Genomic DNA, 24677 nt, shown 5'->3' with positions numbered 1-24677 from the left:
CGCCCTGGGGTCACGCTCCTTTTCAGCCCATGCCCGAACTGCTCGCGAACCTGAACCCCGAACAACTCGCCGCCGTCACGTTGCCCAACGAACCGGCGCTCATCCTGGCCGGGGCCGGCAGCGGCAAGACGCGCGTGCTGATCACGCGCATTGCGTGGCTGATCCAGCAGGGCATGGCCTCGCCCTCGACCATCCTGGCCGTGACCTTCACGAACAAGGCCGCGCGCGAAATGATGGGGCGCCTCCAGGCGTTGCTGCCCATCGACACGCGCGGCATGTGGATCGGCACGTTCCACGGCCTGTGCAACCGCATGCTGCGCGCGCATTTCCGCGACGCCGGCCTGCCGCAGACCTTCCAGATTCTCGACACGGCAGACCAGCTCTCGGCCATCAAGCGTCTGATGAAGGGCCTGAACGTCGACGACGAGAAGTACCCGCCCAAGAACCTGCAGTACTTCATCAACAACGCGAAGGAGCAGGGCCTGCGTCCGAAGGACGTCGACGTGAGCGACGACTTCAACCGCAAGTTCGTCGAACTCTACGAAGCCTACGACCAGCAGTGCCAGCGCGAAGGCGTGGTCGATTTCGCGGAGCTGCTGCTGCGTTGCTACGAGCTGCTCGCATACAACCCGCCGCTGCGCGCGCACTATCAGGGGCGCTTTCGCGACATTCTGGTGGACGAGTTCCAGGATACCAACAAGCTCCAGTACGCGTGGCTCAAGCTGCTCGCGGGGCCGGGCAACGCGATCTTCGCGGTGGGCGACGACGACCAGTCGATCTACGCGTTCCGCGGCGCGAACGTCGGCAACATGCGCGACTTCGAGAACGAGTTCCGCGTGAAGCACATGATCAAGCTGGAGCAGAACTACCGTTCGCACGGCCATATTCTCGATGCGGCCAACTACCTGATCGCGCATAACTCGCGGCGTCTGGGCAAGAATCTGCGCACCGATGCGGGCCACGGCGAGCCGGTGCGCGTGTACGAAGCGGCCACCGACTCGCAGGAAGCGGGCTGGATCGTCGAGGAAATTCGCGCGCTGATCAACCAGGGACTGGCGCGTAACGAGATCGCCATCCTCTATCGCAGCAACGCGCAGTCGCGCACGATCGAGCACACGCTCGTGAACGCGGGCGTGCCGTACAAGGTGTACGGCGGCTTGCGCTTCTTCGAGCGACAGGAAGTGAAGCATGCGCTCGCGTATCTGCGTCTCATCGACAATCCGAACGACGACACGGCGTTCGCGCGTGTCGTGAATTTCCCCACGCGCGGCATTGGCGCGCGCTCGATCGAGCAGCTGGCGGATGCCGCGCGCCTCTACAACTGCTCGATGGCCGCGGCCATTCCGTACGTCACGGGCAAGGCGGGCACGAGCCTCGGTTCGTTCGCCAGTCTGGTCGCGAAGATGCGCGCCGAGACCGCGCAGATGAGCCTGCCGGAAACGGTCGAGTACACGGTGCGCATGAGCGGTCTCGCCGAGTTCTACCAGAACGAGCGTGAAGGCCAGGATCGCCTCGAGAACTTGCAGGAACTCGTGACCGCGGCCACGGCGTTCGTGAGCGAAGAGGGTTATGGTCTCGACACGCCCGCGCGCTCGATCCCGCTGCGCCCGGGTGCGAGCGCGGTGCCCGAGATCGTCTCGCAGGACGGCGAGATCGAAGTGCTCGACGCGCCCACGATCACCGACCCCGCGCAGAACCCCGACGTCATGACGCCGCTCGCGGGCTTCCTCTCGCACGCGTCGCTCGAAGCCGGCGACAACCAGGCGCAGGCAGGCCAGGACGCCGTGCAGTTGATGACGGTGCACGCGGCGAAGGGCCTCGAATTCACGGCGGTCTTCATCACCGGTCTCGAAGAGGGCTTGTTCCCGCACGAGAACAGCGCGATGGAAGCTGACGGCCTCGAAGAAGAGCGCCGCCTGATGTACGTGGCGATCACGCGTGCGAAGGAGCGGCTCTATATCTCGTTCGCGCAGAGCCGCTTGCTGCACGGCCAGACGCGCTACAACGTGCGCTCGCGCTTTTTCGACGAGCTGCCGCAGGAATCGCTCAAGTGGCTCACGCCCAAGGTCGAGGCGGGCGCGCGCTGGGGCGGGCGTTCCGACAACGCCGGCTGGGGCCGCGACTGGTTCGCGCGTCCGGGCGGCGGCAGTGGCGGCAGCGAAGGCGGCCGCCGCGAGCGCGACGCCTATATCGCGGACAAGAGCCCGGCGCCCGCATTCGCCAACGAGCAGCGCGCCGCCGAGACGGGCTTCCGGGTGGGCCAGGGCGTGTTCCACACGAAGTTCGGCGAAGGCACGATCACGGCGCTCGAAGGCAGCGGCACCGACGCCAAGGCGCAGGTGCGCTTCAAGCGGCACGGCGAGAAATGGCTCGCGCTGGCGGTGGCCAAGCTGCAGCCGGTGGAGTGAGCGCGCGTCAGCCTCAAACGACCCAGACGGAAATCATTCGAAGATGAACCTCTCGACCCAAGCGAGCGGCAGTGCCGCCCGTCCGCTCGGCGTGCTCGCCGCGCTGCCCCAGGAACTCGGCGATCTGATCGCGGCCATGCAGGCCGAATCGGGTGTCGTGACGCGCACGTTCGGCCGGCGTGACTATCACCTCGGCACCGTGCACGGCGCGCCGTGCGTGGTGACGCTCGCGCGCGTCGGCAAGGTGGCGGCCGCCGCCACCGCGAGCGCGCTGATCCATGCGTTCGATGTGGAAGCGATCGTCTTCACGGGCGTCGCCGGCGGCGTGGGCTCGGGCGTCCACGTGGGCGACGTGGTGGTGGGCGAAACGCTGCTCCAGCACGACATGAACGCCGAGCCGCTGTTCCCGCGCCACGAGATTCCGCTGCTCGCGCGCTCGCGCTTCGATGCCGATCATGCGCTGGCGCAGGCGCTCGCCGCCGCGTGCGAGCGTTTCATCGCGGAGGAGGGGCCGGAGTTGACCGCGCGCTTCAAGGCCGCGCTGCCGCGCCTCGAGACCGCGCTGCCGCAGGTGCATCGCGGGCTCGTGATCAGCGGCGACCAGTTCGTGGCGAGCGCGGCGGCCGTGGGCGCGCTGCGCGCGCTGCTGCCCGACGCGCTCGCCGTCGAGATGGAAGGTGCCGCGATCGCCCAGGTCTGCCACGAGTACGACGTGCCGTGCGCGATCGTGCGTACGATCTCCGATACCGCCGACGAGCACGCGAGCACCTCGTTCTCGAGCTTCCTCACCGATATCGCGGGCACGTACTCGACCGGCATCCTCAAGCGCTTTCTGGCCGCGTATCGCCCGCTCGCGCGCTGAGCGGGCGCAGGCCTCAGCTGTCGCCTGCGCTCACCGCCTCGCGAATCGACTGCAGCGCCGAGGCATCCTCGATGGTCGGCAGATCGCCCGGGTCGCGCCCTTCGGCGAGCGCCGCAATCGCGCGGCGCAATAGCTTGCCCGAGCGCGTCTTGGGCAGCATCGGCACGAAGTGCACGCGCGCGGGCCGGCCGATCGCGCCGAGCTGGCGGTCCACCGTCGCGGTGAGCGAAGCGGCGAGCTTCTGTGCATCGGCGGGGCTGGCGGCCGCATTCGCATCGCGCAGCACGACGAAAGCCAGCGCCGCCTGACCCTTCACCGCGTCGTTCACACCCACCACGGCCACTTCCGCGACTGCCGCATGCGACGAGATCGCCTCCTCGATCTCGCGCGTGCCGAGACGATGGCCCGCCACGTTGATCACGTCGTCGGTGCGGCCGAGGATCGTCACGTAGCCGTCGCTGTCCTGCACGCCCCAGTCGAAGGTCGAATACACCTGCTGGCCGGGCACGCTGTCCCAGTACGTTTTCACGAAGCGCGCGTCGTCGCCCCACACGGTCTGCATGCAGCCGGGCGGCAACGGGAAGCTGAGCGTGATCACGCCTTTCTCGCCTTGCGCGCAGGGCTCGCCCGTATGTTCGTTGCGCAGCACGAGGTCGTAGCCATAGCAGGGGACGCCCGGCGAGCCAAGCTTTTGCGGCAGCGGGTCGACGCCGCGCTGGATCGCCAGCATCGGCCAGCCGGTCTCGGTCTGCCAGTAGTTGTCGACGACGGGTTTGCCGAGTGCATCGGAGATCCATGCGGCCGTGGGCTCGTCGAGCGGTTCGCCCGCGAGAAAGAGCGTGCGCAGGCTCGACAGGTCGGCGCAGTGCAGCAGCGCCGGGTCCTGCTTCTTGAGCACGCGAATGGCCGTCGGCGCCGTGAACATCAGGTTGATGCGGTGCTGCTCGACGAGGCGCCACCAGATGCCGCCATCGGGGCGCACCGGCGTGCCTTCGTACATCACCGTGGTCATGCCCGCGAGCAGCGGCGCATAGATGATGTAGCTATGGCCCACCACCCAGCCGATGTCCGACGCTGTGAACATGGTGTCGCCTGCGCGTCCTTCGAAGATGTATTCCATCGATGCCGCGAGCGCCACCGCGTAGCCGCCCACGTCGCGCTGCACGCCCTTGGGTTTGCCCGTCGTGCCCGAGGTGTAGAGGATGTACGAAGGCTCGTTCGATTCGAGCCATTCGCAGGGAATCTGCACGTCGTAATGCTGCTCGCGCAGCGGCTCGTAGTCGACGAGATAGGGCGCGTTCAGCCGCTCGGGCGCGAGTTGGCGGTCGATCAGCAGCACCTTGGGCGGCGCGTATTCGGCGCGCGCCATGGCTTCGTCGACGAGCGGCGTGTAGTCGATCACCTTGCCGCCACGCGCCCCGGCGTCGGCGGTCACGAGCAGCACGGGCTTCGCGTCGTCGATGCGCGCAGCGAGGCTCGGCGCGGCGAATCCGCCGAACACCACCGAGTGGATCGCGCCCAGGCGCGCGCAGGCGAGCATGGCGAACACGGCTTCGGGAATCATCGGCAGATAGATCAGCACGCGCTCGCCGCGCGCGACGCCGAGCGAGCGCATCACGGCGGCCATGCGGTTCACTTCGGCGTGCAGGTCGGCGTAGGTGTAGCGCCGCTCGATGCCGGTCTCGGTCGAGACGTAGACGAGCGCATTCTGGTGCGCGCGCGCCGAGAGGTGACGGTCCACGGCGTTGAAGCACAGGTTCGTGCGGCCGCCGCAGAACCAGCGCGCGAACGGCGGGTTCGAGCGGTCGAGCACCTGGTCGAACGGCGTCTCCCAATGGATGCGCCCGGCCTCGCGGCGCCAGAAGTCGTCGGGGTTCGCCACCGACTCGCGGTGAAAATCGCGGTAACGCATGACTACCTTCCTCCCGTGCTGATGGTGCAGCCATTGGCCGGATCTGGCGCAGTTTTTCAGGATAGTGCAGTGCAATGCGCGCGGGCAACGCGGGTTGTCCCGCGGATTTCCTCATACGGGCGCATGCGGCGCGCCCGCCGGGCGCGTGGAAGGCCCGCGCAACCCCTGCGCGGCGTTCAGCCGCCGATTTCGGGATGCTCGAGACGCGGCAGCGGTGCGACGCGCCAGCGGCGCAGCCAGAGCCGGGCGGCATCGACAGTCGCATCGAGCCGCGCGCGCACCGTGCTCGACAAGCCCGCGCCGTAACAATCGCTGCCTTGCGGCTGCACGCCGATCAGCACGATCTCGCGCGGCGAGCGGCCGCTCAGTTGCGCGCAGGCGAGCGCGTCGGCGAAGCCCATGCCGGGCCGGCTCGGACGGCGCGTGTAGAGGTATTCGGCCGCCGCATCGCCGGTGAGGACGCGCAGCGCGCCCGGCTCGAGGCCGAAATCGATGGCGCTGAGCACGAGCAAACGCTGCGTGGATTCGACGACGGGCAGAAGCGCGCGGCCGCGCGTGCCGCCTTCCACGAGTTCGACCTGCGCGGGGCATTGCCAGGTCGCCTTCAGGCGCTCGAGCGCGAGCACGCCTACGCCCGCATCGCCCCATTGAACATTGCCGAGGCCGAGCACGACCACCCGCTGCGGCGCGAGGGTCTGGCGCTTCGCGAGTCCGGCCAGTGCGCGGCGCGCGAAGGCCCGCACCGCGCCGTCCTCGCGCGTTGTCCGCGGGATGGCGCCGATTTCGTGAGGACGATGGAGGCGAATGATCACGTTGATGGCGAATTGGAAGAGTGGGGAATAGGAATAATCCGAGTAATCCGACAAACTTCCGTTGATGCGTATCAATCGAGATAGGCTTTAACGTGATAAAGGCAATGTTTTGCAATGCTCATCGATTCGCTGTCGGCGCACTGTGCGGGCATCGCTAACACTCCGTGTGCGCACAGCAACAAAAAAGGGAACGCCAAACCGGCGTTCCCTTTTCGCGTGCGCTTTTGCGTAGCCCGGCAGGCAGTACGCGCCGTCACGGCTCCATCACGTGCCCGGTTTGACGACCACCGTGCAGGTCGTGCCCGCGGCGAGGACCATGTCGTCCGGCACCTTGTCGATATGGATGCGTACCGGCACGCGCTGCGCGAGGCGCACCCAGTTGAAGGTCGGGTTCACGTCGGCGAGCAGCTCGCGGCTTTGCGGATTGTCGCGGTCGTAAATGCCGCGCGAGATGCTCTCGACGTGGCCCTCTAGCGTGCCGCCGCTCATCAGCTTGATGTCGGCCTTGTTGCCCACCTTCACGTGCGGCAGCTTGGTTTCCTCGAAGTAGCCGTAGACCCAGAACGAATGGCTGTCCACCACGGCAAGCTTGGCCTGGCCCGAGATCGCATAGTCGCCCTGGAACACCTGCAGGTTCGTGATGTAGCCGTCCACCGGCGAGACCACGCGCGTGCGTTCGAGGTTGAGCTTGGCGGCGTCGAGCGCGGCGATTGCCTGCTGGTACTGCGCCTGTGCCGAGTTCGCGGTGTGCGACGCGTTCTCGCGGTTTTCGGCCGAGACCACTTCGCTGTCCATATCGGCGCGGCGGCGCGCGTCGTCCTGGCGCATCGTCAGCTCGGCCTTGCGCGCGGCCACGGCGGCCTCGGCCTGCTCCACGGCGATCTGATAGTGCGACGGATCGATCTGCATGAGCAGGTCGCCCTTGTGCACGAACTGGTTGTCCTTCACGGGCAGCTCGACCACGGCGCCCGAGACGTCGGGGGCGATGTTCACCACTTCGGCGCGCACGCGGCCGTCGCGGGTCCACGGCTCGTCCATGTAGTGAACCCACAGGACGCGCCCGACCAGAATGGCGACGACGAAGATGATGGCCGTCGCGATAAAGCCAATGAGGTTGCGGATTGTCATGATTCGGTTGATTCGTTCAGCGATGCATGCAGCGACGCATTTAGTGATAGACCGCGAGACCGAGCACGCAGCACACGACCACGAGCAGGCTCACGCGAAAGAGGGACGGGTGCCACACGACCCGGTAGAGGCCGGTTCGGGCCAGTACGGAATCGAGCACCCAGGTGATCGCCGCGCCCAGAATGAAGAGCAGCACGATCGCCGGGATATAGGCGTCGAGAAACGCGACGTCACGAGGCATGGTTGGCTCCTTGGCTCGCGCCAGGATTCGCGCCTTCGTTGCCCGCATATGCCGCGAGCGGCGATTGCGGGTCGATGAGCGCGGTGCGGATGAAATGCAGATGGCTCTGGATGCGCTGCAACTGGTGGCGCTCTTCGCGCGGCGGCGCGTCGCCACGCTCGGCTGCGCTCGTTGCAGCGGGTTTCCACATGCCCTGCAGCACGGTCTGGCTCGCGTCGATGGCACGCGCCGTCGCCGCGAGCGCGTCGCGGTAGCGCGCCTCGCCCGGGCGATCGAAGAGCGCGCTCACGGCTTTGAGCGTCGCGTCGATCGCCACGCGCCACGCCGTTCCCCGTGCGTACTGCGGATGCGCGGGCAGCGTGGCCAGTTCGTGGCGCAGATCGAGCGCGGCGTTGCCCACTTCGAGCGTCGAGAAGAGCCAGCGCATCGTGTCGCGGCGTTGCTCGTCCTCGTTGCCGGCAATCGCCGAGAGCTGGAACATCAGGTCGCGCGCGCCGCTCTCGAAGCGGTTGCGCAGTCCCTTCAGGCGTGCGCGGCACGCGTGCACGGCGCCGCCGCGCAGGTCGGCGAGCAGACGCCGGCGCAGCCACGGCGTGGAGGGCGGCAGGAGCACGGCGAACGCCAGCGCCGAGACCGCCATCGAGGCGATGAGCGCGAGCGCGTCGTTCATATAGCTGCCCGGGTTGTACTGCACGACGTTGTCCGGCCCCGCGAGAAAGCACAGGAAGATGCAGTAGCCCACGCCGCAGCCCGCGTACTTCGGGCGCGTCGTGAGGAACACGCCGAATGCGAGCGCGGGTGCGAGCGCGATGCACAGCATGACGAAGCCGTCGATATGCGGAAACACGCCGAACGTGAGAATCATGCCGACGATCGACGCGAGCACGGTGCCGAGCGCCATCTGCGTCGCCATGCGCGAGGGCTGCGGCGCCGACGAGGCGAGCGCGCAGGTCGCGGCGGCATTGAGCACGAGGTTCGTGCCGCTCGGCCACGCGGTGGCGATCCAGAACGCGCCGAGCAGCGACATCACGATGGCCGCGCGCAGGCCCGCCACGCCCGCCGCGATCAGGTTCGTCTTCGGCACGTAGCGTGCGATCCACTTTTCGCGCGCGTGCGTGTCGACGGCGAGCGAGGCGTAGGTGGCCGTGTATTCGGTCATCTCGTGCACGAAGCGGTAGAACAGTTCCGTGGCGGTGTCGAAGTCGAGCAGGCGCGCATCGCCCCGTGCTTCGAGCTCCGCGCGCGTGGCGCGCACGCGCTTTGGCAGCGCCGAGCGGTAGTCGTCGAGCTGCTTCGAGACGTGCGTCGCGTCGGCGGCCGTGAGCACCGGCTCACCCGCTTTGGCGAACAGCGGCGCGATTTCGCGGAAGTACGGTTCGAGCGCAGCGACGGTGGCCGCGGAGCCATCGGCGCGCAGACGGTTCATCAACTGATGCAGCGCGTGAAAGCGCGTGGAGACCGTCATGAACTCGGTGTTCAGACGCGCGAGGCGCCCCGAGCGCATGCGTGCGTCGGGCGACTCGAACACGGCCATGCTGCGGTTCGCTTCGAAGCCCACGACGTCGGCGACGAAGCGCGCATTGCTCGCTTCGATATGCGAACGATCGACACGCCCGGCAAGCGCCGCCGAAACGTAATCGACGAACGACGAGAAACGGCGCCGCACGTTCGAGCGCAGCAACTCGCCCGTAAACTGCGGAAACACCACGGCGCTGACGAAGCCCGAGCAAAGGATGCCGATCGAGATTTCGCCCACGCGCGTCATCGCCGACATGAATGCGCCGTCGGGATGCTGCGAGGCCGGAATGCCGATGAGCGCCGCCGTATAGCCCGCGAGCACGAAGCCGTACGAACGGAAGTTGCGGTTGCGCGCGGCGCCCGCGGTGCACAGGCCGACCCATAGCGCCGTCGAGACGATGAAGAGTTCCGGCTGCTGCGCGAACAGGCCGATCAGCGCGAGCATCACGACGAGGCCCACGAGCGTGCCGCACAGCCGGTAGAAGCTCTTGGCGAACACTGGACCGCTTTGCGGCTGCATCACGATGAACACGGTGGTCATGGCCGTGCGCGGCTGCGGCAGATCGAGCTTCATGGCGATGCCGAGCGCGAGCAGCGCAGCGGCGATCACCTTGAAGAGGTAGATCCAGACGAGGCCGTCGGTACGCGCCCAGTCGGCAAACGCGGCGTAGAGGCTCTGGCCGCCCGGCTGCGAGGGTGAGGAAGTGGACGCTTGCATCGTCGTCTGCCTCAGTGCGCCGAGCCGGTTGCGCTGGCGTTGCCCGATGCGCTCGCGTCGGCGGCGTCGGGTCCGGACGACGCATGCGAGCCGCGTGGCGCGAGCAGCGCCGCGGGCATGAGCGGCACGTCGCGCGTCTTTTTGCCGTGCGCGGGGAGTTGCTCGGCTTCGGTCGGACCCTTCGCGGCCGCATCGCTCGATGCGTCGATCATGCCGCCGCCCAGCGCCGCGACGAGCGTGGCATGTGCGGCGAGCCGCTCGGCCTGGATGTGCGCGACGCCTTCCTGCGCGCGCAGCAACTGCGTTTGCGCAATCAGCACGTTCACGTAATCGGTCAAGCCGCGGCGGAAGCCTTCCTGCGCGAGATCGTAGTTGCGCTGCGCGGCCGCGACCGAGCGGTGCGCGTCGTTTTCCTGCGTCGCGAGCGAGCGCATGCGCACGACCTGATCGGCGATTTCCTTGAGCGCGGTGACGATAGTCTGGTTGTACTGATCGACGGCGATGTCGTATGCGGCGGACTGCGCGCCGAGTTGCGCGCGCAGGCGTCCGCCGTCGAAGATCGGCAGCGAGAACGCGGGGCCTGCCGCATAGCTGCCGCTCATCGACTTGAGGAACTGGAACAGCGGACCGGCCGCCGCGTAGCCGCCCATCGAGACGAGCAGGTTCACGTTCGGATAGAAGTCGGCCTTCGCGACGTCGATGCCGCGCGCCTGCGCGGCGACGAGCCAGCGCGCCGCGACCACGTCGGGGCGATAGCCGATCAACTGGGCGGGCAACGCCGAGGGCAGACCCGCGGGCGCGGCGAGCGAGAGCGCAGGGCGCTCGATCGATTCACCGGCGCCCGGGCCCTTGCCCGCGAGCGCCGCGAGCTGGTTCTTGCCGAGCGCGATGGATTCTTCGAGCGCGTCGATCTGGCGTTCGTACTCGGGCAGCGGCGTTTGCGCCTGGCTCACTTCGAGCTGGGTGCCGATGCCGCCTGCCAGGCGCTTTTGCGCGAGCGCGAGAATGCGCTGCTGCTGGGCGAGCGTTTGCTTCGCAATGTCGAGCAGCGCGTAGTTCATCGACATCTCGATGTAGGTGCGCGTGACATTGACTTCGAGTTCGAGTTGCGCCGCGCGCGCATCGGCGGCGGTGGCGTGGGCCACGTCGAGCGCGCGCTCGGCGTTGTTCTTGTCCTGGCCCCAGAGATCGAGGTGATACGACAGGCCGAGCGTGGCCGTGTTGTTCCACGTGTTCGCACCCGCGAGCGGGCCCGGCCCGTAGTAGACGTTGTCGGACCATTGCTGGCGCTGGATGGACATGCTGCCGTTGATTTGCGGCAGGAGCCCGGCCTGTGCCACGCCCACCATCGAGCGCGCTTCGCGCACACGCGCCTGGGCGGCGGCAAGCGAGGGGTTGCCGGCCACGGAGGCTTCGATCCAGGCGTTCAGTTGAGGGTCGTTATAGCCGCGCCACCAGTCGCTGGCGGGCCAGCCGGCGTCGGTGTCGGCCGCGCGGATCGCCGAGCCGGCGTCGAGTTGCGCGGCTTCGGCCTGTTTCGCTTGCGGTGCGATGCCCCCGGTACTGGCGCAGCCCGCGATTATCAACGAGAACGTAAGAACCGTGAGTGCGGCTAGTCCTTTCGGTACCGGAGACTGCACGATTTACTCCTTATCTTGACTATGAATCACTGTGCGTCATTATATTTTTTGCGCGATTGATGAATAACCGGTAAGGATGCAAGGCATTTTTACGGAACGTGAGACAATCGATCTTGCAAAATATGCAACAATTCGTGTGTCAGATAGAGGATTGGTATGGATACGCTTCAAAACATGCGTGTATTCGTCCGGGTGGTGGAGGCGGGCAGCTTCACGGGCGCGGCGCAATACCTGAACACGACCACGGCTTACGCTTCGCGCGCGGTCTCCGATCTGGAGGCGCACCTGCGCACGCGCCTCCTGAACCGCACGACGCGCCGCATCGCGCTCACCGAGGCGGGCGAGCGCTACCTGCAGCGCTGCGAGCAGATCCTCGCCTACGTCGATCAGGCCGAAGCGGAAGCCGGCGACGCGCATGCGCGCCCCTCGGGCAAGCTCAAGGTCCACGCGATGACGAGCTTCGGCCAGCACTATGTGGTGCCGGCGGTGGGGCAGTATCAGCAGCTCTATCCGGACGTGCACGTGGAACTCACGCTCGCCCAGCGCATGCCGGACCTGCTCGACGAAGGTTATGACGTGGCCCTCGTGGTCGCGACCGATCTGCCGGATTCCGGTTTCGTATCGCAGCGGCTCGCGAGTGCGTGCAGCATCGCAGTTGCCTCGCCGGCGTATCTGGAAAAGCGCGGCGTGCCGCAAAAGCCCGCCGATCTCGCGAACCACACCTGTCTGCAGATGGTGACGCCCGTGTTCCCGACCTCGCAGTGGCAGTTCACGGGCCCTGAAGGCGAGACCACGATCGACCTCGGCCCGGCGACCTTCCAGGTGAACGTGGCGGAGGCGATGGCGGTGGCCGTGCGCGAGGGCATGGGCGTGGGCCTGCTGCCGATCTATTCGGCAATCAGCGGTCTGCGCAGCGGCGAGCTGCAATGGATCCTGCCGGAGTACAAGTCGCAGGAGATGAACGTCTTTGCGGTGTATCCGTCGCGCCAGTATCTCGATGCGAAGATCCGCACATGGGTCGAACTGCTGCGCGAGAGCATGCCTGCGACGCTCGCCCGCGATCAGAACGAACTGCGCCAGTTCGCGCGCACCTGAGCCGGTTGCACTCGCAGCCGGTCAAAAGGTGCGCGCGCGGGTTGTGACAGCCTGTTACAGCTTGCGCAGATGGCAACACTTCCTTACGCCCGGCGGGGCGGCGGCTTGGTAAGGTAGCGGGACTGTTTCACGCAACCCTCTTTTGCCAATACCGGGAACTCGAATGGATACGCATCTGATGATCGGCATCGCCGTGATGATGGGCCTGATCGGCATCGCGGCATCGCGCGATCTGCTGCGCATGCGCCGCGCGCAACTGCAGCCCGTGACGCTGCGCGTGCGCCGCGACGACGCACGCCTGCGCTAAGGCTGCGGGCACGTTTGCCTCGCTAGATTTCCACCACCTTGTCCCATGCAAAGGCCGGATTCTCCGGCTGCCCCGTGCGGCGGTCGCGATAGCCGCGCGGATTGCACACCACGCGCGTGCCGTTGACCGTGTAGTCGAAGCACGTGTGCGTGTGGCCATGTATCCATAGCGCGACAGGCGCGCGCACCAGCGCGTCGAGATCGCTCACGAATCCCGCCGACACCCGATCCTCCGCGTAGCGCGGCGCGAGACTCCCTTTGTGCGGCGCGTGGTGCGTGACGACGATCGTCTCGCCCGCGAAGGGCTTTGCCAGTTCCGCTTCGAGCCATGCGCGCGACCGCGCGTGGAGCGCGAGCGAGTCGGCCGGCGTGAAGTCGCGCGCGAGCGCTTGCGGGCTATCCGGCCAGGACACCTGGATCAATCCGCGAAAGTCCAGCATCACGCGCATCGCGGCCGCGACGGAGGCCTCACGCGCGGCGTCGTCGGCGCCGAAGAGTGCGAAGTCCGCCCACAGCGTCGTGCCGAGCACGCGAAAGCGGCCCGCCGGATCGACGTACACACCGTCGTTGAGAAAGTGTACGTTGTCGAGCGTGGAGGCGGCGTCGCGCATCGCCGTTTCCAGCGCGCCGAGATCGCCGTCGTAGTACTCGTGATTGCCGGGCACGTACACCACCGGCACCTGCGGATCGAACGTTTCCGCCGCCCAGCGCAAGCCCAGCCCGTGATTGTGGATGTCGCCCGCGAGCACGACGAGATCGGCCTGCGCGTGCGGGATCGTGTCGGGCTCGTCGTTTTCCAGATGCAGGTCGGACAGCACGCGGATCTTCAACACGATGTCGGCTCCTTGCGTCCCGCGCGTTCAGCGCAGCACTTTCCCCGGATTCATCAGGTTCAGCGGATCGAGCGCGGTCTTGATCGCGCGCATCAGCGCGAGTTCGGCCTCGCTCTTGTAGTGCATGTTCTCGTCGATCTTCAACTGCCCGAGGCCGTGTTCCGCACTGATCGTGCCGCGATGGCGATCCACGCTGTCGTAGACGATGCGGTTCAGCGTCTTCTCGTTGTCGGCGAGGAAGCGCTTCGGGTCGCCGCCTTCGGGCGCCTGCACGTTGTAGTGCAGATTGCCGTCGCCGAGATGGCCGAAGGTGACCATGCGCGCGCCGGGCACCGCGCGGGCGATCTCGGCATCGGTTTCCTCGATGAAATGGCCGATGCGCGAGATCGGCACGCCGATATCGTGCTTGATGTTCAGCCCTTCCTGCGCCTGGGCGAGCGGAATGTGCTCGCGGATATTCCAGAACGCCTGCGACTGCGCGAGGCTTTCCGCGACCACCGCGTCTTCTACGAGACCTTGTTCGAGCGCTTCTTCCATGAGCCGCTCGAAGAGGGCGCGTGCGTGCTCTTCGCTTTCGTTGTCCGACAGTTCGAGCAGCACGACCTGCGCATGATGCTCCGCGAACGGATAGCGCAGTTGCGGGAAATGACGGCTGACGAGCGCCATGCAGAAGTCCGACATCAGCTCGAAGCCCGTGAGCAGCGGCCCGGCGTAGCGCTGCGCGAGCGCGAGGAAGTCGAGCGCCGCATGCGCCGAGCCGAGCGCAGCGAGCGCGGTGACGCGCGCGGCCGGCAGCGGATGCAGCTTCATGACCGCGGCGGTGATGATGCCGAGCGTGCCTTCCGCGCCGATGAAGAGGTCACGCAGATCGTAGCCGGTGTTGTCCTTGCGCAGCCCGCGCAGACCGTCCCAGACCTCCCCTTGCGGCGTGACGACTTCGAGGCCGAGACACAGCTCGCGCGTGTTGCCATAGCGCAGCACGCCGGTGCCGCCCGCGTTGGTCGAGAGATTGCCGCCGATCGTGCAGCTGCCTTCGGCCGCGAGCGAAAGCGGGAAGAGGCGGCCCGCATCTTTTGCGCGCGCCTGCACTTCGGCGAGGATCACGCCGGCTTCGACGGTGATCGTGTTGTTGTGCGGATCGATTTCGCGCACGCGGTTCAGGCGGCGCAGGCTCAGCACGGCCTGCTTGCCGCTCGCGTCCGGCGTCGCGCCGCCCGCGAGGCCCGTGTTGCCGCCTTGAGGTACGAGCGCCACGCGATGCTCGTGCGCAAGCTTCACGACCGCGGCGACTTCCTGCGCATTGGCCGGGCAGAGCACGGCGACGGCCGCGCCCTGGTAGCGGCGGCGCCAGTCGGCGAGGTAGGGCGCGGTGTCGTGGGCGTCGGTCAGCACGTAGTGCGCGCCGATGGCGGCGGCGCAGGCGTCGAGAAAGGCTTGGCAGGCGGTCGGGGTGGAGTCGGTCATGGTGTCTCGGGAATTCGCGCCTGGGCTGGGCTGGCTCACGGCGCGATTGTCATGAAGTCGCGAGGCTCAAATACCTAGTTTGACACGGTGATAGCCTTCACGCAGCGCTCGTGGACAAGGCGGTCGCGGCGCGGAGGGAGCCGCTTAGGTGGACTCGGGTTTCGCGGGCTTCGCGGCACGCTTTGCAGCGCGCTTGTACGGCGCGACATAGGCAAGCGCACACGCGAAGAAGCCAAGAGCCAGCGCGACTTCCACCCAGCCGAGCCGGTTGCCGGGCGCGGGATCGGTCATGCCGCGCACGATGCCTTCCGCGAAGTAGAGCAGCACGAGCATCGCCGCCCATTGCAGCGTGTAGAGCCTGCGTCGCAGCACGCCAGGGAGGGCGATGGCGAGCGGCACGGCCTTGAGTACGAGCGCGCTGCCGCCGGGGCGCAGTGGCGCGAGCCGCCATTCCCACGCGATGCACAGCAGCGTGAGCGCGGCGAGCATCGCAAAAGCGCCAAGCGCGGCGCCGCGACGCTGGACGATGGGTTCGGTGACGCCGTCCACGCGGGTGTTCACAGCCGCTGGCCTTGCTCGGTAGTGGCAAGTGCGAGCGCCGCGCGTGCAAGCCGCACGCCCAGCGCGCTCGCGAGTGTCCTTTCATCGGCGCTCAAACCGTGGCCGCGCGCGTCCTGGCGCGCGTGATGCGAGGCGCCGTAGGGCGAGCCGCCGCCCTGCGTGGTCGTGAGCGCGCTTTCCGTGTAGGGGATGCCCACGAGCAGCATGCCGTGATGGAGCAGCGGCAGCATCATCGAGAGCAGCGTGCTCTCCTGGCCGCCGTGCAGGCTGCCGGTCGAAGTGAACACGCAAGCGGGCTTGCCCGCGAGCGCACCCGAAAGCCACTGCGGCGTGGTGCCGTCGAGAAAGTACTTGAGCGGCGCGGCCATGTTGCCGAAGCGCGTGGGCGAGCCGAGCGCGAGACCCGCGCATTCTTCGAGGTCGCGCAGCTCGACGTAGGGTGGGCCGTCGGAGGGGATGTCGGGCGCGGTGGCCTCGCAGACCGTCGAGACGGGCGGCACCGTGCGCACGCGCGCTTCGGCGCCGGGAACACTGTCGATACCCTGGGCGATGGCGCGCGCGAGTTCGCGCGTTGCGCCATGCCGGCTGTAATAGAGCACAAGAATCGGTTTCATCGGGCCTCGTCGGTGGACGGGATATTATAGGGGTTGGGTCTGCCGCCGCAGCGGGGCACCGGCGAGCGACGCGCATGTCACGTGCAAATCATCGGCAAATAGGTACACTGCGTGCGCGCGGAATGGGTGGTTAGAAAGCGCAGCAATCGAAGTGTTCACGGTGGCGAGGAAAGCAGGCCAATGGATGTGCTGTCGAGGGTGAAGATCGATCTGGACATCGTGAAGCGGCTCGCGCGCTTCGCGGCGCGGCGCAGCCGCGAAGATCGCATTCCGCAGGTCGCGGGCAGCCTCACGTTCACCACGCTCCTCTCGCTCGTGCCGCTCGCTACGGTCGCATTCGCGCTCTTTACCGCGTTCCCGATCTTCGCTTCGTTCCAGAACTCGCTGCAGGCCTTTCTCGCCGACCATCTCATGCCGGCGCAGATCAACAGCCAGATCTTCAAGTACCTGAACCAGTTCGCCTCGAAGGCCAAGGGCCTCACGACGATGGGCATGATCGTGCTCTTCGTCACGTCGGTCATGACGATGATGACCGTGGAGTCGGCCTTCAACCTGATCTGGCGCGTGCGCAAGGCGCGCCCGTTCGCTCAGCGCGTGCTCGTCTATTGGGCCATTCTGACGCTCGGGCCGATCCTGATCGGCGTGAGCCTGTCGATCTCCTCGTACGTGTTCACGCGTTCGGCCGTGATCGCGACCGAGCAGCACGTTTCGGGCATCCTCGACTGGATGCTGATTGGCGCATCCCTGCCGCTCACGGCGCTCGCGTTCACGATGCTCTACGTGTATCTGCCGAACTGCCGCGTGCAGTGGCGCGACGCCCTGGTGGGCGGCATTGCCGCGACGATCGCCTTCGAGGCGGCCAAGCGCGGCTTTGGCTACTACGTGCGGCGCATTCCGACTTACACGGCGGTTTATGGCGCCTTCGCGGCCGCGCCGATGTTCCTGCTGTGGATGTACCTGAGCTGGTTCATCACGCTCGTAGGCGCGATGATCACCTCCGCCTTGCCCGAAATTCGCACCGGGCGCTTCGACAAGCCGCGCTTTCCGGGCAGCGATCTGCTCGACGCGCTCGAACTGCTCGCGGGTCTCGCCGATGCGCGGGAAGCGGGTGAGCCGGGCCGCACGACCGAGCAGCTCGCGCAGCTGCTGCGGCGCGACCTGGCCACGGTCACGCGCCTGATCGACGGCCTCGAAGAAGATGAACTGGTGGGGCGTCTCGAGCAGGAGGAGCGCGCGAAGACGCTGTTCCTGCTGATCGGCAATCCTGCGCGCATTTCGGTGACGCGCATCTTCGACCGCTTCGCGATCGATCGCAAGGAACTGGCGTATCAGCTCAAGTCGAGCAGTATCGATGCGCACCTGCTGCTCGGTGCGCTCGACAACGACAAGCTCGCGATTTCACTCGCGTCGCTGCTCGCGACGCGGCGTTTCCCGGCGCTCACGGAGGAGCATCCGCCGGTGCTCCCGCATCCGGCGGCGTGACGAGGCCGCGCGCCCATGACAGGCGCGCCGTCGCATCGCATTCGAATCAAAGAGAAATCTTGCCGCGGCAGATATCCGCGAACATGACCCAGTCCCCCATCAAGCTGTAGATGGGGTGACGGAAAGTGGCTGGACGGTTCTTCTCGAACTTGAAATGTCCGAACCACGCGAAGCCGTAGCCGCACACGATGGCAAGCGGCAGCCAGAGCCAGTTGCCGGTGGCGATCGCCATGCAGACGAAGCCGATCACGCCAAGCGAGCCGATGAAATGCAGCCGCCGCGACATGAGATTGCTGTGCTCGCTCAGGTAGAACGGATAGAACTGCGCGAAGCTCGAAAAATGCTCGGTATGCGTGGTGGGTTGCATCGTCTCCTCCTTTCTGCGTGGGTACGCAGGGGATGGTTGATTCAGCCATTCTCCAGCGTTCCGAACGACCGTGCAACCAGGGAGGTCACAGCCGTCAGCCGTTGCCCACGCGCGGTGTTTGCTGCATTGCAAAAGCGTAGAGCGCGTCGAGCGTCGCATCGGGCTGCTCGGTCATCAGCGCGTGGCCGGCGTCCAGCGTGACCGTGTCCGCGGGCGTGCCCGCTTGCGCAAACGCCTCGGCGAGGGCGCGCGCTGCGCGCGGGGGCGTCATCGCGTCGCGTTTGCCGAGGATCAGGCGCACCGGGCAACGCACTTTCGCGGCGCTGGTCAGGCCGTCCGCATAGGCGTTGCACGCCGCGAAATCGGTATGGAAAAGTTGCGGCTCGCCGCGCGCGGAGACGCGCTCCATGAGCCGCTGGTTCATGCCGCGCAGCCAGAAGCCCGGCCCGGGGCTCGACGGCTTGGCGGCGAGCGTCGAGTGCGACCACGCGTTGACGAGCGCGATCGCCTCCGGCTCACGCTCGCGCGCGGCTTCGAGCAGGCTTGGCGCGACCGTCATCGGGAATGCAGTGGCGAGCAGGGCGATGCGCTGGGCGCGCTCCGGATGGCGCGCCGCGAATTCGAGCGCGACCAGCGAGCCCATGCTATGGCCGGCGACGAAGGCCCGCGGGGCGTTCAGCGCGTCGAGCAGGGCGGCGAGCCAGTCGGCGAGCGCGCCGATGCTCGTGAGCGCCGGACCCGCGCTGCGCAGGTGGCCGGGCAGATCGACGGCCAGCGCGTTGAAGCCGTGGTTGGCGAAATAGCGCGATTGCAGCGCCCAGACGCTGTGGTCGTGCTGCGCGCCGTGGACGAACACCGCGAACGGCAGCGCGGGCTCGATCGCGCGCGAGGCCGTGTAGGCATAGACCGGCTTGCCGGCGACATCGACGATCATGACGCCTCCTTGCCGGTGGGCTTGGCTTTCGCTGCTTCCGTTTTTTGCGACGCCTTCAGCGCGCGCTTGAGGTCGTCGACCAGATCGGCGGGGTCTTCGAGCCCGATCGAGAGCCGGATCGTGCCCTCCGCGATGCCGGCGGCGGCCAGCGCGGCGGCGTCCATGCGGAAATGCGTGGTCGAGGCGGGGTGGATCACGAGCGAGCGCGCGTCGCCGACATTGGCCAGATGCGAGAACAGCGTGAGCGCTTCGATGAAGCGCTTGCCCGCCGCGCGGCCGCCACGCAGGTTGAAGCTGAACACGGCGCCCGCGCCGCGCGGCAGCAGGCACTTCGCAAGCGCGTAATCGGGATGGCTCGGCAGTTCCGGCCACGCGACCGATTCGACCGCCTCGTGCGCGGCGAGATATTCGACGATGCGCCGCGCGTTCGCCACGTGCCGCTCCATGCGCAGCGGCAGCGTTTCTATGCCTTGCAGCAATTGCCACGCGGCCTGCGGGTGCAGGCACGCGCCAAAGTCGCGCAGGCCCTCGCGGCGCGCGCGCAGCAGGAAGGGCGCGACCGTGCTTTCCTCGCTGAACACCATGTCGTGAAAGCCCGCATAGGGTTCGGTGAGTTCGGGAAAGCGGCCCGACGCTTCGAAGTCGAACGTGCCGCCGTCGACCAGTACGCCGCCGATGGTCGTGCCATGGCCGCCGAGGAACTTGGTGGCCGAGTGATAGACGAGATCCGCGCCGTGCTCGAAGGGGCGCAGCAGGTAAGGCGTGGTGAACGTCGAATCGACGAGGAGCGGCACGCCATGCGTGTGCGCGATCTGCGCGACGGCTTCGATGTCGAGCACGTCGAGGCCCGGGTTGCCGAGCGTTTCGCCGAACAGCAGACGCGTGTTGGGCCGCAGCGCCGCGCGCCAGGCGTCGAGGTCGCCTGGCTTCACGAAAGTCGTCTCGATGTCGAAGCGCTTGAGCGTGTAGTGCAGCAGGTTGTGCGAGCCGCCGTAAAGCGCCGCCGAGGCGACGATGTGCGAGCCCGCGCCCATCAGCGTCGCGATCGCGAGATGCAGCGCCGCCTGGCCGCTCGCGGTGCCGATCGCGCCCGCGCCGCCTTCGAGCGCGGCCACGCGCTCTTCGAACACGGCGACGGTCGGGTTCGAGATGCGCGAGTACACGTGGCCCGCGCGCTCCATGTTGAAGAGCGCGGCGGCGTGGTCGGTGTCGCGGAACGAGAACGAGGTGGTGAGGTAGATCGGCGTCGCGCGGGCGCCGGTGGCGGGGTCGGGCGCCGCGCCCGCATGCAGCGCGAGCGTGTCGAAGCGGCTATCGGGAGTCGATCCAGGATTTGATGACATCGTGGCGGCGCGGCCGGCGCAAACCGGCCTGGTGTCGGGGGTGAAGGGCATCGTAACACCGGCGGCGGGGCGCGGGGACGCCCGGCCGGTCGTTTTTCGGGCCGGATGGAGGGCGTCCCGCGTGGCCGGATTCGCGCCGGAAACCCCCTCGCGACGGCTTTCGGCAGACGTTTCGGTACGCCGCTGGGCGCCCGCCGCGCGGCTTTCCTTTTAACAATCTTTCCGCTAGGATCGAATCAGGTAGGCATCTTTTCAGCATTTCCCCCATTACTAGCGGCATTCCTGGAGACACATCATGCGTGTCAGCGACATCCTCAAGGTGAAGGGCAACACGCTCTACACCGTCACGCCCGACACTGCGCTGAACGAGGCAGTCAACACCATGGCCGAGCACGATATCGGCTCGCTCGTCGTCATGGAGTACGGCGATCTGGTCGGTATGCTCACGTTCCGCGAGATCATCCTCACGCTGCGCGCAAACGGCGGCAGCGTCGGCACCACGACGATCCGCAAGGTCATGGACGATCATCCCATCACCTGCACGCCGGAAACCGAGGTCGACGAAGTGCGCCGCATGATGCTCGAGCACCATGTGCGCTACCTGCCGGTCATGGAAAGCCGTTCGCTCATGGGTGTGATCTCGTTCTACGACGTGGCGAAGGCCGTGGTGGAAGCGCAGGGCTTCGAGAACAAGCTGCTCAAGGCGTATATTCGCGACTGGCCCGAAGAGGAGCGTCAGCCGGCGCGCTGAGCGCAGCCCGACTAACGCCCGATTGATCAGGATGAAAAAGCGCGCATCAGGCGCGCTTTTTCGCGTCTGGGCCCCATGAATTCTGTCAGTGTGATTCCTGTTCGATGAACGATAGACCGATGCCCGCGGCGCAGCGCGACAAGCGCAAAGTGCACCATGAGGGTGACCACGCTTCGCAGTTCGCACTGCTGCGCCAGCGCCGTTTCGCCCCGTTTTTCTGGACGCAGTTCCTCGGGGCGATGAACGACAACGTCTTCAAAATCGGCTTCACCTCGCTCGTCACGTATCAGGCCGCGCGCTTTTCGGGCGTCGATCCGAAGACGGTCGCATTCCTCATCTCGGCCATTTTCATCCTGCCTTTCGTGCTGTTTTCCGCGACCTCGGGCCAGGTCGCCGACAAGTACGACAAGGCGATGCTCACGCGCTGGGTCAAGACCTTCGAGATCGCGGTCATGGTGATCGGCGCGGCCGGCTTCTGGATGCACAGCGCGCCGCTGCTGTATGCGTGCACCTTCCTGATGGGCGTGCATTCGACCGTGTTCGGGCCGGTCAAGTACGCGTACCTCCCGCAGCGTCTCGCGCCCGATGAACTGGTTGGCGGCAACGGGCTCGTGGAGATGGGCACCTTCGTCGCAATCCTGCTCGGGACGATCGTCGGGGGCGTGGCCGCGGGTATCGGGGCGATGGATCCCGCGTCTGCTCATGCGGACCTTGGGCCGCCGCTGGGCGCATGGTGGCTCGGCGGCATGTGCATCGCGATCGCGCTCGTGGGGCGCGTGGCGTCGGCCTTCGTGCCGCCGTGCGAGCCGTCGCAGCCGGGCCTGCGCATCAACTGGAATCCGGTGTCCGAGACCTGGCGCAACCTGCGCCTCGCGCACGGCAACCGCACCGTGTTCCTGAGCCTGCTCGGCATCTCGTGGCTCTGGTTCGTGGGCGCGACGTTTCTCGCCTCGTTCTTCAATTTCGCGAAGGACGTGATGTCGGCCGACCCCGACGTCGTGACCGTGCTGCTCGCGATGTTTTCGCTCGGCATCGGCTCGGGTTCGCTGCTCTGCGAGAGGCTCTCGCGGCGGCGCATCGAGGTGGGCCTCGTGCCGCTCGGCTCGATCGGCATGAGCGTGTTCGGCATCGATCTCTTCTTTGCGAGCCATGCGTTGCCTGCCGCGTCCCATCTGCTTTCGGTAGGCGAATTCCTGCGCACCGCCGCGCACTGGCGCGTGCTCGCCGACCTGTTCCTGCTCGCCATGTTCGGCGGCTTCTACAGCGTGCCGCTCTACGCGTTGATCCAGAGCCGCAGTGCGCCCAGCCACCGCGCGCGCATCATCGCCGCGAACAATATCCTCAATTCGCTCTTCATGATCGTCTCTGCGCTCATGGCGATGGCGCTCACGTCCGCGGGCGTCGGCATTCCCGGCATCTTTCTGACCACGGCGCTGCTCAATATCGTCGTGGCGGCCTACATTTACACGCTAGTGCCCGAGTTCCTGCTGCGCTTCGTGGCATGGGTGCTCGTGCATACGGTCTACCGCGTGCGGCTCGTGCATACCGAACGCATACCGGCCGAGGGCGCCGCCGTGCTCGTCTGCAATCACGTGAGCTATGTCGATGCGATTGTCATCATGGCCGAGAGCCCGCGGCCGATCCGGTTCGTGATGGATCAGCAGATCTTCCGCTCGCCGTTCGTCGGCTGGGTGTTCCGCCACGCCAAGGCGATTCCGATTGCGCCCGCGCACGAGGACCCGGATGCGCTAGCTGCTGCCTACGATGCGTGCGCGGCCGCGCTGGCCGAGGGCGACCTCGTCTGCATTTTTCCCGAGGGCAAGCTGACGCGCACCGGGGAGCTGAACCCGTTTCGCCACGGCGTGAGCGAAATCTTGCGGCGCTCGCCCGTGCCGGTCGTGCCGATGGCGTTGCGCGGGCTGTGGGGCAGTGCGTTCTCGCGCTTTGCGGGGTCCGGCCAGGAGCGGCCGCTGCGACGCGGTCTGACGAGCCGGTTGACGCTCGCGGTGGGCGAGCCGATCGCGGCGGCGGACGCTACGCTTGAGCGCTTGCAGGAGACGGTGGCAGAACTGCGCGGCGCGCGGCGCTGACGCCGGGCCACGCGGCGCGTACGCGCCACCCAACGCGCCGCCTCTTCTCGCCGGAAGGCCCGACCGCCCGGTCGGGCGTCGCCGCGCGCAGGCTGGCATAATGCTGGATTCCCCGATTCACTTTGGACGACCGCCATGTCCGGCAACACGCTCGGTACGCTTTTCACCGTCACCACCTTCGGCGAATCCCACGGCCCGGCCATTGGCTGCGTCATCGACGGCTGCCCGCCCGGCATGGCGCTCACCGAAGCCGACATCCAGATCGACCTGGACCGCCGCCGTCCCGGCACGTCGCGTCACGTGACGCAGCGCCAGGAAGAGGACAGGGTCGAGATTCTCTCGGGCGTATTCGAAGGGCGCACCACGGGCACGCCCATCGCGCTCCTGATCCGCAATACCGACCAGCGCAGCAAGGACTACGGCAACATCGTCGAGACCTTCCGCCCCGGTCACGCCGACTACACCTACTGGCAGAAGTACGGCATTCGCGACTATCGCGGCGGCGGCCGTTCGTCGGCGCGCCTCACGGCGCCCACGGTCGCGGCGGGCGCTGTGGCGAAGAAGTGGCTGCGCGAGCGCTTCGGCGTGGAAGTGCGCGGCTACATGCGCGCGCTCGGCGAGATCGACGTGCCGTTCGTGAGCTGGGAGCACGTGCACGAGAATCCGTTCTTCGTGCCCAACGCCGACTTCGTGCCGCAGCTCGAGAGCTACATGGACGCGCTGCGCAAGGACGGCGACTCGATCGGCGCGCGTGTGAACGTGGTGGCGAGCGGGGTGCCGGTGGGCTGGGGCGAGCCGCTGTTCGACCGGCTCGACGCCGACATCGCACACGCCATGATGGGCATCAACGCGGTGAAGGGCGTGGAGATCGGTGCAGGCTTCGCGAGCGTCGCACAGCGCGGTTCGGTGCACGGCGACGAACTCACGCCCAATGGATTCCACGGCAACCACGCTGGCGGCGTGCTCGGCGGCATTTCGACGGGGCAGGACATCACCGTCTCGATCGCCATCAAGCCGACCTCGAGCATCCGCACGCCGCGGCGCTCGATCGACAAGGCGGGCGATCCCGCGACGGTCGAGACCTTCGGCCGCCACGACCCGTGCGTGGGCATTCGCGCGACGCCGATCGCCGAGGCCATGCTCGCGCTCGTGCTGATCGATCACGCGCTGCGCCACCGTGCGCAGAATGCCGACGTCGTCGTGACGACGCCGAAGATCGCGGCCAGCGACGAGTGACGTCGACCGGTGCGGCGTGAGCCGCACGCGTTGCGCGGGCAACAAAAAAGCCGCTTCAGGCTCACACCTGAAGCGGCTTTTTTTCGCCTGCCGGACTTACATGTTCGGATAGTTCGGGCCGCCGCCGCCTTCGGGCGTGACCCACACGATGTTCTGCGTCGGATCCTTGATATCGCAGGTCTTGCAGTGCACGCAGTTCTGCGCGTTGATCTGCAGGCGGTCGCTGCCGTCGTCGTTCTTCATGAACTCGTACACCGCGGCCGGGCAGAAGCGCGCTTCGGGGCCCGCGTAGGTGCGCAGGTTCACGTTCACGGGCACGCTCGCGTCCTTGAGCGTGAGGTGCGCCGGCTGGTTCTCTTCGT

The 24677-nt window shown here is 67.1% G+C and carries 22 protein-coding genes; 8 read left to right on the top strand and 14 right to left on the bottom strand.

Annotated elements, in window-relative coordinates:
* Positions 1-29 precede the first annotated feature (29 nt).
* Positions 30-2408, top strand: a complete 2379-nt coding sequence (locus tag AB4Y44_RS30030) for a UvrD-helicase domain-containing protein (RefSeq protein WP_342924573.1) — start codon at positions 30-32, stop codon at positions 2406-2408.
* A 43-nt stretch (positions 2409-2451) separates the two neighbouring features.
* The gene (locus AB4Y44_RS30025) at positions 2452-3270 is read left to right on the top strand and encodes a 5'-methylthioadenosine/adenosylhomocysteine nucleosidase (protein ID WP_342924572.1); all 819 of its coding nucleotides are present in this window, start codon (positions 2452-2454) and stop codon (positions 3268-3270) included.
* 13 nt (positions 3271-3283) lie between these two features.
* On the opposite strand, the gene AB4Y44_RS30020 is transcribed toward AB4Y44_RS30025, so the two are convergent.
* The 6 genes from AB4Y44_RS30020 to AB4Y44_RS29995 all read right to left on the bottom strand — a co-directional run bounded on the left by AB4Y44_RS30020 (position 3284) and on the right by AB4Y44_RS29995 (position 11239).
* A complete protein-coding gene (locus AB4Y44_RS30020; RefSeq protein WP_342924571.1) occupies positions 3284-5182 on the bottom strand; it encodes a propionate--CoA ligase in 1899 nt (632 codons plus the stop codon).
* A 176-nt stretch (positions 5183-5358) separates the two neighbouring features.
* Positions 5359-5994 (bottom strand): hydrogenase maturation protease, encoded by a 636-nt coding sequence (locus AB4Y44_RS30015; RefSeq protein ID WP_368701608.1) that lies wholly within the window; start codon positions 5992-5994, stop codon positions 5359-5361.
* A 264-nt stretch (positions 5995-6258) separates the two neighbouring features.
* Complete coding sequence (locus AB4Y44_RS30010; RefSeq protein ID WP_028208048.1) at positions 6259-7122, bottom strand: HlyD family secretion protein; 864 nt, start codon at positions 7120-7122, stop codon at positions 6259-6261.
* A 40-nt stretch (positions 7123-7162) separates the two neighbouring features.
* A complete protein-coding gene (locus AB4Y44_RS30005; protein WP_028208049.1) occupies positions 7163-7363 on the bottom strand; it encodes a DUF1656 domain-containing protein in 201 nt (66 codons plus the stop codon).
* The gene (locus tag AB4Y44_RS30000) at positions 7353-9599 is read right to left on the bottom strand and encodes an FUSC family protein (RefSeq protein ID WP_368701607.1); all 2247 of its coding nucleotides are present in this window, start codon (positions 9597-9599) and stop codon (positions 7353-7355) included. The genes AB4Y44_RS30005 and AB4Y44_RS30000 overlap by 11 nt, the downstream gene beginning before the upstream one ends.
* Positions 9600-9610: 11 nt before the next feature.
* Positions 9611-11239, bottom strand: a complete 1629-nt coding sequence (locus AB4Y44_RS29995) for an efflux transporter outer membrane subunit (protein ID WP_368701606.1) — start codon at positions 11237-11239, stop codon at positions 9611-9613.
* A gap of 156 nt (positions 11240-11395) precedes the next feature.
* Between AB4Y44_RS29995 and AB4Y44_RS29990 the strand changes: the two genes are divergently transcribed.
* Together AB4Y44_RS29990 and AB4Y44_RS29985 are read left to right on the top strand one after the other, a co-directional pair.
* Entirely contained in the window at positions 11396-12334 is a 939-nt protein-coding gene (locus AB4Y44_RS29990; protein ID WP_342924567.1) for a LysR family transcriptional regulator, read from the top strand.
* 163 nt (positions 12335-12497) lie between these two features.
* Positions 12498-12641 carry a hypothetical protein gene (locus AB4Y44_RS29985; protein ID WP_342924566.1) on the top strand — a complete coding sequence of 48 codons (144 nt, stop codon included), beginning with the start codon at positions 12498-12500 and terminating at the stop codon, positions 12639-12641.
* A gap of 22 nt (positions 12642-12663) precedes the next feature.
* On the opposite strand, the gene AB4Y44_RS29980 is transcribed toward AB4Y44_RS29985, so the two are convergent.
* The 4 genes from AB4Y44_RS29980 to wrbA form a co-directional block, all read right to left on the bottom strand.
* Entirely contained in the window at positions 12664-13470 is an 807-nt protein-coding gene (locus AB4Y44_RS29980) for a metallophosphoesterase (protein WP_342924610.1), read from the bottom strand.
* A 30-nt stretch (positions 13471-13500) separates the two neighbouring features.
* Positions 13501-14937: an FAD-binding oxidoreductase gene (locus AB4Y44_RS29975; RefSeq protein WP_368701605.1), complete on the bottom strand. Its 1437-nt coding sequence runs from the start codon at positions 14935-14937 to the stop codon at positions 13501-13503.
* Positions 14938-15081: 144 nt separating this feature from the next.
* Complete coding sequence (locus AB4Y44_RS29970; protein WP_368701631.1) at positions 15082-15426, bottom strand: DUF2069 domain-containing protein; 345 nt, start codon at positions 15424-15426, stop codon at positions 15082-15084.
* Positions 15427-15494: 68 nt separating this feature from the next.
* Positions 15495-16112: an NAD(P)H:quinone oxidoreductase gene (wrbA, locus tag AB4Y44_RS29965; RefSeq protein WP_342924564.1), complete on the bottom strand. Its 618-nt coding sequence runs from the start codon at positions 16110-16112 to the stop codon at positions 15495-15497.
* Between the two features lie 180 nt (positions 16113-16292).
* On the opposite strand from wrbA, the gene AB4Y44_RS29960 reads away from it, so the two are divergent.
* Positions 16293-17594 carry a YihY family inner membrane protein gene (locus AB4Y44_RS29960; RefSeq protein WP_368701604.1) on the top strand — a complete coding sequence of 434 codons (1302 nt, stop codon included), beginning with the start codon at positions 16293-16295 and terminating at the stop codon, positions 17592-17594.
* Positions 17595-17640: 46 nt separating this feature from the next.
* Here the strand turns inward: AB4Y44_RS29960 and AB4Y44_RS29955 are convergent, their stop codons facing one another.
* The 3 genes from AB4Y44_RS29955 to AB4Y44_RS29945 form a co-directional block, all read right to left on the bottom strand.
* Positions 17641-17961 (bottom strand): Mpo1-like protein, encoded by a 321-nt coding sequence (locus tag AB4Y44_RS29955; RefSeq protein WP_342924562.1) that lies wholly within the window; start codon positions 17959-17961, stop codon positions 17641-17643.
* Positions 17962-18055: 94 nt separating this feature from the next.
* Positions 18056-18895, bottom strand: a complete 840-nt coding sequence (locus AB4Y44_RS29950; protein ID WP_368701603.1) for an alpha/beta hydrolase — start codon at positions 18893-18895, stop codon at positions 18056-18058.
* The gene (locus AB4Y44_RS29945; RefSeq protein WP_368701602.1) at positions 18892-20238 is read right to left on the bottom strand and encodes an O-acetylhomoserine aminocarboxypropyltransferase; all 1347 of its coding nucleotides are present in this window, start codon (positions 20236-20238) and stop codon (positions 18892-18894) included. Before AB4Y44_RS29945 ends, AB4Y44_RS29950 begins: the two co-directional genes overlap by 4 nt.
* Positions 20239-20533: 295 nt before the next feature.
* Here AB4Y44_RS29945 and AB4Y44_RS29940 point away from each other — a divergent pair, with 295 nt between their 5' ends.
* The 3 genes from AB4Y44_RS29940 (at position 20534) to aroC (ending at position 24315) form a co-directional block, all read left to right on the top strand.
* Positions 20534-20989 (top strand): CBS domain-containing protein, encoded by a 456-nt coding sequence (locus AB4Y44_RS29940; RefSeq protein WP_069268653.1) that lies wholly within the window; start codon positions 20534-20536, stop codon positions 20987-20989.
* A 104-nt stretch (positions 20990-21093) separates the two neighbouring features.
* The gene (locus AB4Y44_RS29935) at positions 21094-23079 is read left to right on the top strand and encodes an MFS transporter (protein WP_368701601.1); all 1986 of its coding nucleotides are present in this window, start codon (positions 21094-21096) and stop codon (positions 23077-23079) included.
* A 135-nt stretch (positions 23080-23214) separates the two neighbouring features.
* Positions 23215-24315, top strand: coding sequence for a chorismate synthase (gene aroC / locus AB4Y44_RS29930; protein ID WP_368701600.1), 1101 nt, complete (start codon positions 23215-23217; stop codon positions 24313-24315).
* Between the two features lie 96 nt (positions 24316-24411).
* On the opposite strand, the gene AB4Y44_RS29925 is transcribed toward aroC, so the two are convergent.
* A partial coding sequence (locus tag AB4Y44_RS29925; RefSeq protein WP_368701599.1) for a 4Fe-4S dicluster domain-containing protein occupies positions 24412-24677 on the bottom strand: 266 nt, incomplete at its 5' end.

Source organism: Paraburkholderia sp. BR10937 (assembly GCF_040965695.1).
Classification (GTDB): domain Bacteria; phylum Pseudomonadota; class Gammaproteobacteria; order Burkholderiales; family Burkholderiaceae; genus Paraburkholderia.
The sequence above is the reverse complement of the archived record's forward strand: the minus strand, read 5'-3'. Positions and strand labels throughout refer to the sequence as shown.

What these genes read in the sequence shown, in the direction of transcription:
- AB4Y44_RS29935 (WP_368701601.1), top strand. Translation starts at nt 21,094, where the DNA reads ATGAACGATAGACCGATGCCCGCGGCGCAGCGCGACAAGCGCAAAGTG.
- AB4Y44_RS29940 (WP_069268653.1), top strand. Translation starts at nt 20,534, where the DNA reads ATGCGTGTCAGCGACATCCTCAAGGTGAAGGGCAACACGCTCTACACC.
- AB4Y44_RS29955 (WP_342924562.1), bottom strand. Translation starts at nt 17,961, where the DNA reads ATGCAACCCACCACGCATACCGAGCATTTTTCGAGCTTCGCGCAGTTC.
- AB4Y44_RS29945 (WP_368701602.1), bottom strand. Translation starts at nt 20,238, where the DNA reads ATGTCATCAAATCCTGGATCGACTCCCGATAGCCGCTTCGACACGCTC.
- AB4Y44_RS29950 (WP_368701603.1), bottom strand. Translation starts at nt 18,895, where the DNA reads ATGATCGTCGATGTCGCCGGCAAGCCGGTCTATGCCTACACGGCCTCG.
- AB4Y44_RS30000 (WP_368701607.1), bottom strand. Translation starts at nt 9,599, where the DNA reads ATGCAAGCGTCCACTTCCTCACCCTCGCAGCCGGGCGGCCAGAGCCTC.
- AB4Y44_RS29960 (WP_368701604.1), top strand. Translation starts at nt 16,293, where the DNA reads ATGGATGTGCTGTCGAGGGTGAAGATCGATCTGGACATCGTGAAGCGG.
- AB4Y44_RS29990 (WP_342924567.1), top strand. Translation starts at nt 11,396, where the DNA reads ATGGATACGCTTCAAAACATGCGTGTATTCGTCCGGGTGGTGGAGGCG.
- AB4Y44_RS30005 (WP_028208049.1), bottom strand. Translation starts at nt 7,363, where the DNA reads ATGCCTCGTGACGTCGCGTTTCTCGACGCCTATATCCCGGCGATCGTG.
- AB4Y44_RS30020 (WP_342924571.1), bottom strand. Translation starts at nt 5,182, where the DNA reads ATGCGTTACCGCGATTTTCACCGCGAGTCGGTGGCGAACCCCGACGAC.
- AB4Y44_RS30030 (WP_342924573.1), top strand. Translation starts at nt 30, where the DNA reads ATGCCCGAACTGCTCGCGAACCTGAACCCCGAACAACTCGCCGCCGTC.
- AB4Y44_RS29970 (WP_368701631.1), bottom strand. Translation starts at nt 15,426, where the DNA reads ATGCTCGCCGCGCTCACGCTGCTGTGCATCGCGTGGGAATGGCGGCTC.
- AB4Y44_RS29975 (WP_368701605.1), bottom strand. Translation starts at nt 14,937, where the DNA reads ATGACCGACTCCACCCCGACCGCCTGCCAAGCCTTTCTCGACGCCTGC.
- AB4Y44_RS30010 (WP_028208048.1), bottom strand. Translation starts at nt 7,122, where the DNA reads ATGACAATCCGCAACCTCATTGGCTTTATCGCGACGGCCATCATCTTC.
- AB4Y44_RS30025 (WP_342924572.1), top strand. Translation starts at nt 2,452, where the DNA reads ATGAACCTCTCGACCCAAGCGAGCGGCAGTGCCGCCCGTCCGCTCGGC.
- wrbA (WP_342924564.1), bottom strand. Translation starts at nt 16,112, where the DNA reads ATGAAACCGATTCTTGTGCTCTATTACAGCCGGCATGGCGCAACGCGC.
- aroC (WP_368701600.1), top strand. Translation starts at nt 23,215, where the DNA reads ATGTCCGGCAACACGCTCGGTACGCTTTTCACCGTCACCACCTTCGGC.
- AB4Y44_RS29985 (WP_342924566.1), top strand. Translation starts at nt 12,498, where the DNA reads ATGGATACGCATCTGATGATCGGCATCGCCGTGATGATGGGCCTGATC.